Source organism: Microbulbifer mixtoriginis (SeqCode) (assembly GCF_052466865.1).
The window spans coordinates 3,352,455-3,367,552 of record NZ_CP174293.1; the positions used below are offsets into that span (position 1 = coordinate 3,352,455).

Sequence of the window (15,098 nt, forward strand, 5' to 3'; positions counted from 1 at the left end):
TACAGCCTTGGGACTCTCAATGGAGTTTTGCCTGAAGAAGCCTGCTACTAAGATAGACGACTATTTCATCAATTTTAGAAGCTCTTGAGCAACAGCAATGGAGGATTTGTTGTTCTGGCCTGTTACCAGTTCACGATCAACAACTACATGCGGCTGCCAATCTTCTTTGCTACGGGAGTAATTACCACCGGCATTGGTGAGTGCATTTTGAGGCCAGTAGAACAGCTCATCACCACCTAAGTAGTATTGAGTAGCTACAGCTTCTTCTGAGTTACTAAAAGAGGTCATTTTGTAACCGTCATATACCCAGCCCTTGGCAGCTTTAGCTTTCTTACCGGCTTTCATTTGGGTTTCAAATTCAGAGCTGTTAGGCAAAGCGGACAACAGCGCAACTGGGCCATGACACACTAAACCGGTAGGCTTGGACTCAGCGTTAAAATGACGTAAGAAACTGCCCAATTGATCATTGGATACCAAGTCACCTAAAGGTGCATGACCCCCAGGTACAAACAGCGCATCAAAATTCTCTATACCGATTTGCTCAATGCGAGCAAAGCTAACTACTGGGCTGTGATCTTTGTCAGTCAGCATTAGCTGGTTGAGTAACGCTTTATGGGCATTGTAGTTTTCTTGACTAGTATCCAAGAAATGGTCAGGCGTGTCTGAGACCGGGTCCAATGTCGGTGCCAGCCCCATCGGGGTAGCGAATGTTATTGTGTGGCCAGCTTCCATCATCAACTTGACCGGCTCCATAAGCTCATTCAAATAGAAGCCCGTTTTGTAGTCACTACCACCCTTCAGCTTCATTTCTGACACGTCTGACATCACAACCAGAACGTTATCTGCCACCGCCAGTGGGCTGACTAGCAATGCTGCCATCGCAAGCAGTTTCTTCAAGTTCATAATCACTTCCTCGAAATTAGGGTTGAATCAATTGAAGTGGCGACAGAATAGGACCCCAGGCTTCATTACTGAAATTAATTAACCTAATATAGGCATGAGCATAACTAATGGCTGAGACTGGTTAGAATGGGCAATATTTCGGACATTGAGCTGAACCAACTAAGGCTCCTGCAGATTATATTTGAGACCCGAAACCTGACCCGGGCTGGTGAGCGTGCAGGGCTAACGCAGTCTGCGGTAAGCCATACGCTGAAGAAGCTCCGCCACAGTTTTGATGACTCACTAGTCATCAGGCAAGGCAATCAACTGGTACTGACTCCAAGGGCTGAGTCCCTACAAACACCGTTAAGTCGCTGGCTAAGTGATTTTGAGCGGAATATTTTAAATCAAGAAGAATTCAACCCTGAAAGTACGCAACGCACTTTTTATATCGCGACGAGCGACCTGGTGGAGCAAAGTATCGCTCCCCCCCTAATAGCATTACTGCAAAAAGACGCTCCGAGAGTTCAGGTTATTTTTATAAAGTTAGATAAGCACAGGATCGCCAACCAAATTGAGAGTGGTGAGGCGGATCTTTCTATCAGTGTTATGGAATCAAGTCATCCAAGCCTGATAGTAAAAACCTTGTATAAAGACTCTTTTGTCTCAACGGTAAGAAATAATCATCCGTTTTTGAAAGACAAGAAAAATGTTCATAGTTTTTGTCAATATCCGCATATTATGGCAGGCACGGGGAGAGATAACCGCGGAACAGTTGACAAGGCACTAGAAGAAATTGGCTTATCCAGAAATGTTCAATTTAAAGTAGCGAATTTTTCCAGTGCGCCCTACATTGTAGAATGCAGTGACGGAATCCTCACTGCACCAAGAAAATTTATCCAGTCTATTGCCGGCAAATTCAATATTGTGCATTTTACTCCACCTGTCACCCTCCCCCAATACTCTATGAAAGCCTATTGGAACTTAAAAAATAAGGATGATCCGGCAAATAAATGGTTGAGGGAAAAGATCGTGGAAGTTGCTCGTATTGAATACTAGTTTCAAGTGAGTTTAGTTTTAACTATCTTAATTAGCGCATCAAGTATCGATGCTTTATTATGTGTGGCTACAATCAGTGAAACCTCTCAAATCTTTAGTTTATAAATTGATATCGTTATCAAGAGGCCGCCGAGAACCTTTTGGAGGCCCCCACCTTACACACACATCACCTTCCTCCAGGGTACCTTTCAGAATATCACACCTGATTTTAGGGGTCGTTATTTGCTGTCTACAATGCTCTAATGACCTATCCGGATAGGAATCTCTGCAGTATTCAGCAAGTAACTCACTTGCTTTTTCCGGTCTGGAAAAATAGACAACACCGACTATCAATATCATAACTACCACTACAACTTTCATAAATTAGGTCTTTAGAATATTGAGACTACAAATATTTCCGCTTGTGGATTGATTTTCAAATGCATAAACCAGCTGGAAAATTTGCGCTAGATATCGCTGCCTATGCAGTAATGGGCAATCACCACCACATCGCACTCTATATCGACAACGAGATAGTACTGAAAATATCAGGCACCCAGCCAAGACACTTTGAGATTCGAATTCCGCAGTTACTGGTGATTTCTCTCCCAACTAGATCGCCCACCTTTCTTTACTACCTATTGATTTTCCCACTTGGAATTGAACATATCCGAGATTGCTTAAAGCTCTGTATACGTCCTCTCTAGTTGGAGACCATCCAAACAGAGTGGATTCATATCATAATACTTTTTTAGACCTCAAGAGTTGCGTGTTCTCTAAATTTTTCAAGATCCTCGCTCAAAAAAAGGTTCAGTGGAAAATATATTAAGTACTGCACAGAAAAGTAATTAAAGGGAACTAGAATGATTCCCCAAATTTACCTTTTCAACACTGTGAAGTGGTCCACAAGTTTCCACATTGCATTCGATTTAAATAATGTATCTTCGAGCAGACTATGGATAAGCTATTTAGCAAGAAAGTTTTGGCATTGGCGCTTACTGTTGTATTGGCCTCTTGCAGCGGCGGTGGAGGCTCCTCTTCGGATTCAGACCCAGTCCCACCCACAGGGGGAGATGGTAGTGGCCAGGGCTCAGGAAGCGGCACTGGCGGCAGCGGATCAGGTAGCACTACACCACTTCCAGACAATGAACCCGGTACAGTGACTGTTGGCGATATTGAAACTGCAGACTTAGGATTTGCCCGAATCACTTCTCGGGATATCACCTTACCGAATGGCCAACCCAATGCCCAAGAGGTTCACGGGCTCCCACACTATATTGCCAGAACAGACAGCACCCAGGACGACACCCTAAAGTCGGTCCCCATGAGAAGTTACACAGCTGCCTGCGCAACTGACACCGACAAACCTCGAATGTTTGTTTCTAAGACCCTAAGCGAGGGTAGTGGAGATGATGAAGTCACTTATGGCACTGTTTATGAGCTGCAATATAACCCAGAGACTTCAAGCTTCGATCAAACCGGTAACACAACGATACTAAAACAATGCTACGAGTCGCACGGTATTGCGGCCAGCTCAGATTGCTCCCGTGTTGCGGTCTTGTGCAACACGGAATACCAAGCCAACAAGCGTTATGAGGTGCAGGGTGACTTGGTAGAGCAATACGGTAGCGATTGGATGAAAATGGAAGATAACATCAGCCCTATTGATGCCCGTATTGAAAGGGACATCGGCCTGATGATATCAACCAATCATAGTCAGTACATCGGCTACTTTACTGATCATGCCACCCTGACATTTGAGGACTTCCTCCCTGGGCTTAAAGCTAAATTCCCAGAGACCGATTTTGGTGATTCTCCATCCTTTAAGACCATTAAAGGGAAAGAGATGCAAGAGGAGATGGCTTATATCGTCGATCAGCTCTCTGAAGCCGACTATAACGCGATGGTCGAGTACATTCGTGAGAGAGGTTATAAATATAACGACCAGATCTGGCTCATGGAGTGGGACGATCAACCACTCAGTGAAAAGCCTGCGGCCTATGTTGTGAACAAGATGCACGGTGGTGGCCATGCCGGAGCCCAGGAGCTTATCTATGTGGACAATGATAGCCAAGGCCGCACCAGCTATGCCTTCTCCGTAACAGCGCGAGTATTTGACGGCAGCTATGGTGGCTCCCACTACTCTGCAGGAATGACGGTTATTGATCGGGATAACTGGTCCCTAAACATGAGTGGAAGTAATAATAGAGGTTGGTATTGGCTTTGTGGCTATGGCCACGTATTAAATATTCGCGCCTTCTATAATCCAGGTAATGAAAAGTATGGAGCAATTTGTACCAGCGATGGCGGAAAATATAATCAGTCTCGCGGGTTAAACACTATTGCGATCAAGATGGAGGATACTTCCTCTACCAGTAGATTTGAAGGAAGTTACAATTACCTTGTTCCCTCCGACAATGCATTCTTCTCCAATGGCGGTGGGCACACGGTAGTGCCGGTTGATAAAGACACAAATCTATCGCTTATCGTCTCCCCCAAGTATATTGATGACGAGGAAATGAATCGCTTCCTACAAAGCGAATACGGCATTGATACAAGTAGTGGCGGCCCCTTTGATGAGCAGTGTTCAGATAGTACGAATTGCTTCTTCTCCTATATGTCAAGCAGCAGCAACCCAACCATTTCCAGGCAGGGCCTACGCGGAGGCGATGCCTTGGACGCCTCTTCTTTAACCCGTATTGGTATCGGCAAAGTCGATGGTAACGGCAGTATCGAGGGGCAAGGCTTTAAATGGCTGGTAGAAGAGCCCGACTGTCAAATCAGTGATCCTCAACTTATTGATTTGAAAAATGGTCGCTACCTGTTTGGCTACGCACAATTTCAGTGCATCTCCGACAACCTGTCGTACAACCGAAGTTCAGCGAAGAATGGCGCAATGCGTATGCTGGTCCCCAAGGCCTATTATGTTATGGAGATTGATGCGGACCTCAATGTATTAGAAGGGCCAGTAAAACTAACCAAGTTTGGTTGGGGTGGCTTGGATGAACCCATTTTCCTTGGCAATGGTAAAGTAGCTTGGTCATATATCAAGAACCCCACCTATGATAATTACGGCGGCGGCAGTCAAAATGTTTGGCAAGCGATGATTTACCATTCAAACAGTGTTAACTAATTCAGCTATAGAGAAATCACTAACAACTTAAAAATGGAGAGCCCTGCTCTCCATTTTTATTGGATGAAAGGAATACCCTTTCAATTGGATCACTATTTGGGGCTTATGGACTGGAGTGACCGGCATTTAGACCCTAGAAAACTCGGAGCTATTGCCGAAAATACACCACCTATCCTCCAACGGCTGGGCGTATCCTCTAAACACTGGCTTTATCTCAATCGAAATTTTGAGAGCCGCTTTAAAGGTTTGGTAAGGTCAGTAGATACGGTACGGCAAGCCTGCACTCGGCTGAATAAACGCTGGGTACACGGTTTACGCGATTGCCAAGAGTTTATCTCCTCCTAATTTCAGCCACTTGAGGCTTCTCAAAGCTACACACCGACTTCTACCTCTCCTAAATACTGAATACTGAATACTGAATACTGAATAGATCTAAAATCACTTAAATATTCAGTACAATCATCCCCTACCCATTTTCAGTGACCGCAAAAAAAGTAGAAATATAATCGTTTAACCACTTTTTATGTACCATTCAATCTATGGGTGTCCAGAATTGCGCTGGCAACCACTTTTTATCTACTATTCAATCTATGAGCGGCCAGAATTGCCGACCAAGCAAATAAATGGCTTAGAGATAAGATTGTGGAAGCTCCTCACATTGAAAATGCGCATTACTTTAAACAAAAATCACTTTATTTAAATACTGAGGCGATTAGTTTTCTTCATAAGCCTTATCATACTGCAAAAATCATAAATCTAACCATCTTGAGTGGTAAGTTTCATCTCTTAAAATAGAAACTTATTACTTTTGACATCGCCTCAAAAATCTCTCTAATTATGCAATCGACTACGAACATAAATTTAGAGATATGGTAAGTAATCAACCTGAGCTTTGTAAACTTGTACTTTCAGCATGAAAAAATAACTTTTAGCTTCTATTAAAAAAGTGACTTTCAAGTGGCAAAACGGTAGTCTTGGCTCAGGAATCATCCAAATTTGGCACGACAGTTTCAATTGGAAATTTTCTCGTTGATTCCAGGAGTTTTGTAATAGGGAAGTTGGTATGAAAGATCGTATTCTAAAGTTAATACTCTGTGTCGCAATCGCCTCATCACTTTATGGCTGTAGTGGCGGCTCAGGGGGTAGTGACTCAACAAACAGCGATTCCGAAAGTAGCCATGGAAATAGTTCTGGAAATAACTCTGGGGATGGCACAGGAACTAATTCCGGCAATGGTTCTGAGGGCGTTGATACTACACCTCCAACAACGGATGAACCTGACAGTGATACCCCACAACTTTCAGTAAGCCTCAAGCCAGCTAGCGGCAGCATCATTGGGCCAAATGAGGATATTCAGCTGAACTTTAATACTTCCATTCAACTAGATAGTGTTACGTTATCTGGAACTATGGGTGAAGACGGAGTAATTACTCAGTTTGATGAAGATACACTGATAGTAAACCCAAAAGCGGGGTGGGTAAATTTATCAGAATATACCTTAGTCATTAGTGCAGAAATTGATGCCGATAACATCATGGAAGAGGTGGTTGCCTCCTATCAGATAGATATGCAGCCTCCCTCTGTTGTCAATTTTACTCCAGGGACGGTTCGATTAGAGAATGACGACATAATCAAGGTTCTCTTCTCAGAGTCTATGGATGTCGAAAGTCTTCAATTGACAGGTAGCCTTACTGAAGATGGCTATACCATTGCTTGGTCTGAAACCAATGTTAGGAATGATACCTTATCCATTAAACCCGATACCGCCTGGGAGTCTGGCCAAGACCGAGACATTAGAATTGATGTTAATGACCAGGCAGGTAACAAAATATCGCAATATAGTAGTACTTTTACTACCCCTTTATATTTTGAGAATTTTGATTCCGCAAAAGTTGTTATTGGTCAAGATAACTTTTCTAGCAGAGATGTAGGAATAAGCGCGAAAAACTTTTCATTTCAGCCCAGCGGCGATGTAAGTGTTGACAATGAAGGAAAACTATATATTTCAGATACTTCCTCTAATAGAGTGTTAGTCTTTAACTCAATCCCCACCATTAATGGCGCTCCTGCAGATATGGCGATAGGTAAGGATGGACTGGATACTCTCACCCTATCTGACAAACGACAGGAATTATTTGGCCCATCAGATGTAAGCTTTGATGGTAATAACTTTCTGATTTCACAATATAAAGAAAGACTTATCTCTATTTATGACAAAATAACGATTGGGATGGGGGCGACACCTTCTCTAACATTAACAATCGGTGAAGATGATATTTCCCCTTGTGTAAGCCTGGGACTCTGGATTAGTTGGGGAGCCTCTATTGCGGAAAAAAAAATTCTAGTTACCGACGCAGGAAACGATAGAGTTTTGATTTGGAACACGCAACCAGCAAATAACAACACGCCTCCAGATCTAGTGCTTGGCCAGACATCGTTAGTAGATTGCGTCTTGGATGAGCCTTCTGCAAATACCTTCAATACACCTACTGATGTATGGAGTGATGGAAAAAAATTAGCAATTATAGACAGCGGAAACAATCGCATTCTTCTATGGAATAATTTCCCCAGCAAAAATTTTGAGCCTGCAGATGTAGTTCTAGGACAACCGGACTTCATGAGTAGAAATAAGGAGTCAACTAATAAAGAAGGCATAGAATGGCCAGTCAACGAGTACACTTTTAACGAACCATCAACTGGCATTTGGTCAAATGGAATTCAACTCTTTGTTGCTGACAGCAAAAATAATCGAATTTTGATTTGGGACAAGTGGCCAACCACTAATTTTGAACCTGCAGACAGAGTTCTAGGTCAGAATGGATTTACTAATTTTACCGCAAATGATGCAAATCAAAACGGTATTGGGTATCCGAATGAAGCTGAATCGCCGACAGCATCTACTCTGAATGAGCCCACAGGAATTTTTGGTTATAAAAATAACTTATTTATTACTGACTCCGGAAACCATCGAATCTTAATTTTTAAATCTCGCTAATACTCACATTAAGCAGCAGGGTTACTCATCCTCTGGATAAGAGTTTGTGGCCCTGCTTTTTACCGGTCTTTTGAATGATCCATATTTGCCTTTCAATTAAATCACTATTTGGAGCTAGTGGACTAGAGTGACCGACATTTTTTCAGCAGGTTGCCGATGGCATCGTAGTTATAATCGATACCGAGACCATCAGTGCGGGTGCTGTAGTCGAGGCGATTGAAGACATTGTAGGTGTGATTCTATACATTTAACGCCGGGGATTCTGAGGGCAGTTGTACTAACTGTTGAAACAAGTTGTCAAAGGTGGTGCCGGCCATCTGCCCGGTTTCTGAATAGAAGCTGCAGCCGATGGTGTAGTTTCCGGCGGCGATATTAGCAAACTCCCATTCACCCCAGACATCCATCTGGGTGATTTCCCGATAGGAGTAGCCACTGGCGGCATTACTGGTGCGGAACTGGTAATCGCTGCTGTTATAGCCGTATTTCAGGGTCAGCCCTGAGGGATAGCTGAGGCCTTTTAAACGGCCGAAATTACTGTCGTAGTGGTTGACAGTAATAAAGTCTTCGCCATCGATAGCCGTGGTGACTTTGTAGGGGCGGCTGAGCCCATCGTAGCTATAGTTGCGCGAATAGCTGACATCGCTGCGGCTCTCCCGAGCGAGCAGGCCTTTGCCGTTGGCGGCACTATCGTATTTCCAGCTGGCTTCCTCTGTGCCGTTGACACTGCGGCTTTCCATGCGGCCAAGGCGATCGTAGGTAAAGCTGGTGACATCCAGGTTGCCGTCAATCTCAGTTTCCACTTCGCCAAAACCGGTATAGGTAAACGATTTGGAACCCATATTGGGATCGTCCACCCATTCCTTTTGACCGAGGGCGTTGTACTTGGCGGTGATGCGATTGCTGCTGGCGTCCTGCAAGACAATGGGATTACCGGCACCGTCATAGGCATAGCGGGTGGTGCCACTTAGAGCATCGACAGTTTCAGTGAGCTGCTGCAGGCCGTTGTAGGTGCGGCTCATGGTGCGGCCGTTCACCAGGATATCAGTGGTAAATCCACTGGCCTGCTCGTGGGTGTAGGTCACATCCAGCTGCTGATCGATGGCCGGACTTACCTTCTTACATGAAACAAGAAATTTTTATTTTAGGTTTCGCACCAAGCTTTTCAGATAACATTCAAAAACACCTAACAATTAATTATACTTTGCGCTATATAAACCACAAAAAAATTTGATAATGATTATGGAAATCAAGTCTTTATTATTCTTTCTAGCGATTTTACTCAGCGGCTGCACCTCAAACATAAAGACACAGCCTGAGGATAAATTTTTATACAATTTTGGCACTATTATCGAAGATGGTGAATTTTACAAAATAGATGATTACTCAAGTGAAATAGCATGGATTCCCGGAGAAAAATTTGGAGTTCGCGTAGAGAACACGTCTAGAAATGAATATGCCTTAGGCTACGAAATACTACGGAAGGATGAGTTTGATGGTCAATTTAAAGAAATAACTAACGGCGGGCACTGGAAAATTGCTCCTCCGATTAATGAGTTGTATGAAGCCTTTTTGATTGAAGAATCGACCGACTTTAATCCTGGAGACTATTTCTTTGTGGTTATGATCAATGGAGAGGAAGCACAAACCTTTTCATTTTCTATAGTTTGGCCCACTGAATAATTTATTTATATTATGTAAGCATCTCAAGATCTTGAGACTTATTCATCGAAACTCCCCTTGCAACCTTCATAGCTGAACTATGGATAAGATCTCCCCTTTCAGGTTGATTATTATTTGGAGTTAGTGGATTGGGGTATTCAAGAGGCCGTACGACAAGCGTGTATCCAACTGGTAGTGCTCAGAGTTCTGCGTCATTTCTTTACTATTGGCAAAAAGTAAATGGCTCATGACTAAACCCTCTTTCGATGTTGCCGTCAATCTCCGTTTCCACTTCGCCAAAACCGGTATAGGTAAACGATTTGGAACCCATATTGGGATCGCCCACCCATTCCTTTTGACCGAAGGCGTTGTACTTGGCGGTGATACGATTACTGTTGGCATCCTGCAAGACAATAGGATTACCGGCACCGTCATAGGCATAGCGGGTGGTGCCACTTAGAGCATCGACAGTTTCGGTGAGCTGCTGCAGGCCGTTGTAGGTGCGGCTCATGGTGCGGCCGTTCACCAGGATATCAGTGGTAAATCCACTGGCCTGTTCGTGGGTGTAGGTTACATCCAGCTGCTGGCCATTGGTCTGGTTTACCATCTTGCGTAGGGCGCGGCCGAAGGCGTCGTAGTCCAGGTAGCGGGTGCCGTAGCTGGTGCCACTGCTGGCATAGTGCGGTACCGATTCGAAGGTGGTCTGGCCCAGAGCGTTATAGGTTACCGTTCGTGCAATCCAGTCGCTGCCGTCGAAGGCTTGCACTTCGGTGCGAATCACGCGGCCGAGCTGGTCGTGGTAGGTAATGGATATAAAAATCTCGGAGGTTTTCCAAAATTGATAGGATATTTAGGTTACTGGAAAATTATTTTGATCTGTATACAGAGGCCCTTAGGAAGGTTAGCTTTAAAAAGTCTTTATTTAAAACTTAGCTGTAAAAATCAAAGAAACGCACCAATTTGAACTGCAACTCTTAATAGGAAACTGGGGATTTTCTAAGCAGCAACGCATAAAAATATAGGCACAAAAATAATCTTATTGGATTTTATTAAGTTTGTTTTCATGTCAAAGCTGCGTAAAATTGGTAGATATTTATCGATATTTTGGTCGCAATAGATTAAGCCTGAATAGGCTAGCGGCCAAAAAATCAAGAGAACCAAGAATTTCCTAAAAAATCCATCCCCTCTAAGGAGAACGGTAGCGTGACTTAAGAATAAGTAAAAGGCGCTGACCCAAGGTGCTACCAACACCAGGGGCCAGCTAACCAAATTGATAGGCAAATTATCAAAGTGGCTACATGCATAGTACGCTAGAAACCCGCTCGTCTTCAATAAAATGGAGTACATTCAGCGGCTTGGAGCAATCCCCCAAGCTCTGGGAGCGTAGTGCCCGCCTTTTCTTCTTCTGTGCCTACCGTTCTCGTGCCCCACCCCACATTTCCTACAAACGTAATCTTTCACGTTCTCCCATCACGGAAACCCCCATAGTTTGAGCATTAGTAGGAAATGTGTATGTTGATTTTAAAGCGCCGGACGGGCGAAAACTTAAGAATTGGAACAAATATTTCAGTTACAGTATTAGAAGTTAAGGGCAATCAAGTAAAGATAGGAATCAATGCACCCAAATCTCTATCAGTTCACCGCGAAGAGATTTATGTGCGAATCAAAAAAGAACAGGAAGCCGGCACTAGAAATCGTTGAAAATATTGCCGGAGGTGCTCTACCTGTCCTTTCGTACTGCGATTTCCAGCGAGTAACCGAAAGACCTGCTACCGCTTATCGGCGGCGAACGCCTTAAATATGCCTAAGGGGTTACCCTTTCAATTGGAGCACTATTTGGAGCTAATGGAATAGAGTACTCGACATTTAGAACCCTGAAAGCACGGCGCGATTTCTGAAAAGGCTCCCCCTCTCTTCAAGCGACTAGTATACTACCAAAACACTGGCTCTATCTCAGTCTCAACTTTGAAAGCCGCTTTAAAGGCCTGGTTGGATCAGCAGAGACCATACGACAAGCTTGTATCCAGCTCGATAAACGGTGGATACACGGCATCGGCGATTGCCGACGCTTCCTTTTTGTAACACCCTACTAATTCCGCCCCCTCAGCACCATCCTTCCTCCCAGCTTTCCCTAAAATCACAATTTTTGAATCCAAAGCTGAATTCTTGACTCATTCATTACTCTCTAGCATCAAGTCAAGAAAAATAGCTGCCAGGGAAAACACCTCCTTTATTGCTTGCACTTCTATCCAATCTTTGGGTGTCCTGATTTATCCACTAGACAATCACTAGAAGCAGCACCTCCATTTACCACACCCTTCACCTTAATGGTACGAACGTGCATCTTAGGCAATAAGTGGTCAGTACTTACCCACATCTTTGATCAACCAAACAGCAACAAAATAATTAAAACACTGTGGCTCAAAGGAAAATTTTACGAGAAAATATCATCAATGGATATCGTCAACACATAAGAAACGGAGATTAATACAGCAGTGAAAAAAGTAGTTTGCTATTTTTTATTTCATCTTATTAGCTACAACTGTCTAGCAGAAAACAAAGATATGATCCCCCCTCTCTCCCCTGGGGAGGGTTATGCTATTTTACCATTATCAATACATGGAACTCCACCTAAATCGGTAAAGCTACAAGATCCAAAATCATTCGGGAAAAGCTTTATCTTCAAAAGCCCCGCAACAGGAAATAACTTCAAGATTATAAAATTACCCGCCGGAAACTATAGGTGGACCAAAGTTATTGCAAACAGGAACTACCTCTTCAACCTAAAAGAGAAACAATTCGACCTGATCATACATGAAGGCGCTATTAACTATGGAGGACATCTTACTATAGATATAAATTGGACATTCGGAACAGCTACATTTGATTACCTTAACCGAAGCTCCGAAACGATAGAAGAGTTAGAGAGCTGCTGCCAAAAACTCCTAGAGCAGCACCCACTTACATTCACAGGAAACACAAAAGATCCGTTTATTAAGTTCTACCTGGAAACCATTCAGATGGGTTCAACCAAATGAAAGAGTTATTGTTTACACTTTCCGTTCTAATGTCATCGTTCGTACTTGCAGGATTGCCAGAAGATAGCAAAGCCTCTCCTAAAAAAACTCTTGAGATCGCAAAAAAATTCTTTAAGGCAAGCCAAGTCACAAAAATTAAAGTCTCTCCCAACGGAGAGAATGTTGCAATCATGAGGAATTCCGGAGAGAAAATACAAATCTCACTCCTAAATACAAATTCCTTCAAAGAAAAGCTAATCCTTCAGTATGCTACTAATGACTCCCTGGAGGTTATTGATTTTAATTGGATAGATGATAACTCTATCCTTAGCGACACATTTACAAAAGGAAAGGGTTGGGATTTATTCTTAAGTAAGTTAACCTTCAATAATTCACAAGTAGTATCCGTTAAAAATAAGCGATTTCTTGAAAACGCCTTTTTGGTAGATCCCCTCCCAGACTCTGAAAATCAATTTCTAATCGCAAAATGGAGAAATAAAAAAACTGGTATATACAAAATTGATATCTCAGAAAAAAATTTTCATAGACAATTACGAAAAGAGTTTAGATTAAACAGGAGGGGGCCAGATACACCATACTGGCTAACTAATGCGAAAGGGCGGTTATCTATTGGATATTCACTCACTAAAGCGGATTCAAAAAATGAAATTTGGGCCCGGCGCCCTAATGGAAGAAAGTGGGAAATCATATGGGAAGGGCCGGAGGATATAACTTTCACTCCCGTACTAATATCTGAGAATGGCAAAATACTACATGTCCTTTCAAACGAGAAAGATAACTTCGTTAGTTTATATAGATACAGCATCCCAGAGAAAAGGTATCTTGATAAAATATATGGGCACCCAAATACAGATATTAACTCTGCAATCATAAGCCCAAACAAGGATGGTATATTGGGTGTTTCCTTTATTGAGAGTGGTTTCCATAAACATGAATACTTGATGGAGGTAGAAGCCGTTCTTAAGGGGGAACTAGAACTTTCAGTTGAAGAATCGAAAGCTTATATTGTTGATTTTAACCAAGATAAAACCATCGCGGTAGTTCAAACTTCTAGTGCTACCGACCCAGGATCCTATCACCTGCTAAATAGAAAATCTAATGAGCTAATTAAGTTTGCATCTATAGCTCCATGGCTCAAAGAATTTAAACTCTCCGAAACTCAAATAATAAAATCAACATCAATTGACGGGCAGATTATTGAATCATACTTGACATTACCAACCTCAGATGGCACAACTCGACCACCATTGATCGTATTACCGCATGGCGGACCGATTTCAATAAGAGATACCAGGCATTTTAATGCCCATACTCAATACCTGGCCACACTAGGTTACGCAGTACTACAACCTAACTATCGGGGCTCTTCCGGATACGGAAAGAAATTTGAAAATCAAGGGATGCGCCAATGGGGACGCCTAATCGAGAATGACATTTATTCAAGTGTCGAAGAGGTTATTAACCAAAAGCTGGTGGAGCCAAGTAAAATTTGTATTTATGGAATTAGCTATGGAGGTTATTCAGCTCTAATTTCTGCTATTAATCGTCCAGACCTATTTAAGTGCGCTGCTTCCTACGCTGGAGTTACCGACTTACCATTGCTTTTTAGCAATAACGATTTAACTGGAGACGAAAGACGAAATAACTTCATCGAAAAAATTATTGGTGATCCTGATACCGACATAGATACACTTATGGAGTACTCTCCTGTTTATCAAGCTAACAGGGTGAAAATACCAATATTTATAGCACAGGGTAAAAAGGATAAAGTTGTTGATCAGGAACACTATAACAGAATAAAAAAAATTCTTGATGCTCACGATATAAATTACGATAGCATGCTACTAGAGGATGAAGGTCATGGATTTCACTACCTTAAAAGCACAACTTCTTTTTACGCCAAATTAGATTCATTTTTTCGAGAATCACTTCAGCTTGAGCCCTTACAGTAGCAGCCCAAATTAGCAATGATAGCCTGGCACCCCGCTCCGGGCTATCACTAAGCAGAGAGTAATAATAACAAAAGCCACGCCACATAAAAAATGTAAGGAACCACTACAATCTACAAATAGGATAACTTATATGACGAAAGTCAGCCCCTTACAGCCGTGAATATGCAATTAACAAAGCTATCAATTCATCTATCCAATAAAATTCATTATCACTGCTGGAAAGCAACTATATTCCGGACACCCATAAAAGCCGTAGTGATAAACGCCAAGGATATTGACACAATTAAGATACCGAGATCAAAAACTGTATATAAATACAGATAGCAACCAGCAATGACCATACCGCGCAAAGCCCAGGTTTCTCTGGATGCCACACCCTATTATCATTGTGTCACCCGCTG

10 protein-coding genes are annotated in these 15,098 nt (G+C 42.7%); 7 read left to right on the forward strand and 3 right to left on the reverse strand.

Annotation, left to right across the window (positions count from 1 at the left end):
• Positions 1 to 60: 60 nt before the first annotated feature.
• Positions 61 to 903 (reverse strand): type 1 glutamine amidotransferase domain-containing protein, encoded by an 843-nt coding sequence (locus tag ACJJJA_RS15230; protein ID WP_444884378.1) that lies wholly within the window; start codon positions 901 to 903, stop codon positions 61 to 63.
• Positions 904 to 1,029: 126 nt separating this feature from the next.
• Here ACJJJA_RS15230 and ACJJJA_RS15235 point away from each other — a divergent pair, with 126 nt between their 5' ends.
• The 3 genes from ACJJJA_RS15235 (at position 1,030) to ACJJJA_RS15245 (ending at position 8,048) form a co-directional block, all read left to right on the forward strand.
• The gene (locus tag ACJJJA_RS15235) at positions 1,030 to 1,941 is read left to right on the forward strand and encodes a LysR family transcriptional regulator (RefSeq protein ID WP_444905205.1); all 912 of its coding nucleotides are present in this window, start codon (positions 1,030 to 1,032) and stop codon (positions 1,939 to 1,941) included.
• A 934-nt stretch (positions 1,942 to 2,875) separates the two neighbouring features.
• Positions 2,876 to 5,053: a hypothetical protein gene (locus ACJJJA_RS15240; RefSeq protein WP_444905206.1), complete on the forward strand. Its 2,178-nt coding sequence runs from the start codon at positions 2,876 to 2,878 to the stop codon at positions 5,051 to 5,053.
• A 1,063-nt stretch (positions 5,054 to 6,116) separates the two neighbouring features.
• The gene (locus ACJJJA_RS15245) at positions 6,117 to 8,048 is read left to right on the forward strand and encodes an Ig-like domain-containing protein (protein ID WP_444905207.1); all 1,932 of its coding nucleotides are present in this window, start codon (positions 6,117 to 6,119) and stop codon (positions 8,046 to 8,048) included.
• 239 nt (positions 8,049 to 8,287) lie between these two features.
• Here the strand turns inward: ACJJJA_RS15245 and ACJJJA_RS15250 are convergent, their stop codons facing one another.
• Positions 8,288 to 9,130, reverse strand: a complete 843-nt coding sequence (locus ACJJJA_RS15250) for a hypothetical protein (RefSeq protein ID WP_444905208.1) — start codon at positions 9,128 to 9,130, stop codon at positions 8,288 to 8,290.
• 157 nt (positions 9,131 to 9,287) lie between these two features.
• Between ACJJJA_RS15250 and ACJJJA_RS15255 the strand changes: the two genes are divergently transcribed.
• The gene (locus tag ACJJJA_RS15255) at positions 9,288 to 9,728 is read left to right on the forward strand and encodes a DUF3859 domain-containing protein (protein ID WP_444905209.1); all 441 of its coding nucleotides are present in this window, start codon (positions 9,288 to 9,290) and stop codon (positions 9,726 to 9,728) included.
• A 202-nt stretch (positions 9,729 to 9,930) separates the two neighbouring features.
• Here the strand turns inward: ACJJJA_RS15255 and ACJJJA_RS15260 are convergent, their stop codons facing one another.
• Positions 9,931 to 10,488 carry a hypothetical protein gene (locus ACJJJA_RS15260; RefSeq protein WP_444905210.1) on the reverse strand — a complete coding sequence of 186 codons (558 nt, stop codon included), beginning with the start codon at positions 10,486 to 10,488 and terminating at the stop codon, positions 9,931 to 9,933.
• Positions 10,489 to 11,219: 731 nt separating this feature from the next.
• Between ACJJJA_RS15260 and csrA the strand changes: the two genes are divergently transcribed.
• The 3 genes from csrA to ACJJJA_RS15275 all read left to right on the forward strand — a co-directional run bounded on the left by csrA (position 11,220) and on the right by ACJJJA_RS15275 (position 14,697).
• A complete protein-coding gene (csrA, locus tag ACJJJA_RS15265) occupies positions 11,220 to 11,408 on the forward strand; it encodes a carbon storage regulator CsrA (protein ID WP_444905211.1) in 189 nt (62 codons plus the stop codon).
• Between the two features lie 794 nt (positions 11,409 to 12,202).
• Positions 12,203 to 12,745 (forward strand): hypothetical protein, encoded by a 543-nt coding sequence (locus tag ACJJJA_RS15270; protein WP_444905212.1) that lies wholly within the window; start codon positions 12,203 to 12,205, stop codon positions 12,743 to 12,745.
• On the forward strand, positions 12,742 to 14,697 hold the full coding sequence (locus ACJJJA_RS15275) for an alpha/beta hydrolase family protein (protein ID WP_444905213.1): 1,956 nt from the start codon (positions 12,742 to 12,744) through the stop codon (positions 14,695 to 14,697). Before ACJJJA_RS15270 ends, ACJJJA_RS15275 begins: the two co-directional genes overlap by 4 nt.
• The last annotated feature ends 401 nt before the right edge of the window (positions 14,698 to 15,098 follow it).

Coding starts and splice junctions, on each gene's coding strand:
- ACJJJA_RS15230 (WP_444884378.1), bottom strand. CDS start 903: ATGAACTTGAAGAAACTGCTTGCGATGGCAGCATTGCTAGTCAGCCCA.
- ACJJJA_RS15235 (WP_444905205.1), top strand. CDS start 1,030: ATGGGCAATATTTCGGACATTGAGCTGAACCAACTAAGGCTCCTGCAG.
- ACJJJA_RS15240 (WP_444905206.1), top strand. CDS start 2,876: ATGGATAAGCTATTTAGCAAGAAAGTTTTGGCATTGGCGCTTACTGTT.
- ACJJJA_RS15245 (WP_444905207.1), top strand. CDS start 6,117: ATGAAAGATCGTATTCTAAAGTTAATACTCTGTGTCGCAATCGCCTCA.
- ACJJJA_RS15255 (WP_444905209.1), top strand. CDS start 9,288: ATGGAAATCAAGTCTTTATTATTCTTTCTAGCGATTTTACTCAGCGGC.
- csrA (WP_444905211.1), top strand. CDS start 11,220: ATGTTGATTTTAAAGCGCCGGACGGGCGAAAACTTAAGAATTGGAACA.
- ACJJJA_RS15275 (WP_444905213.1), top strand. CDS start 12,742: ATGAAAGAGTTATTGTTTACACTTTCCGTTCTAATGTCATCGTTCGTA.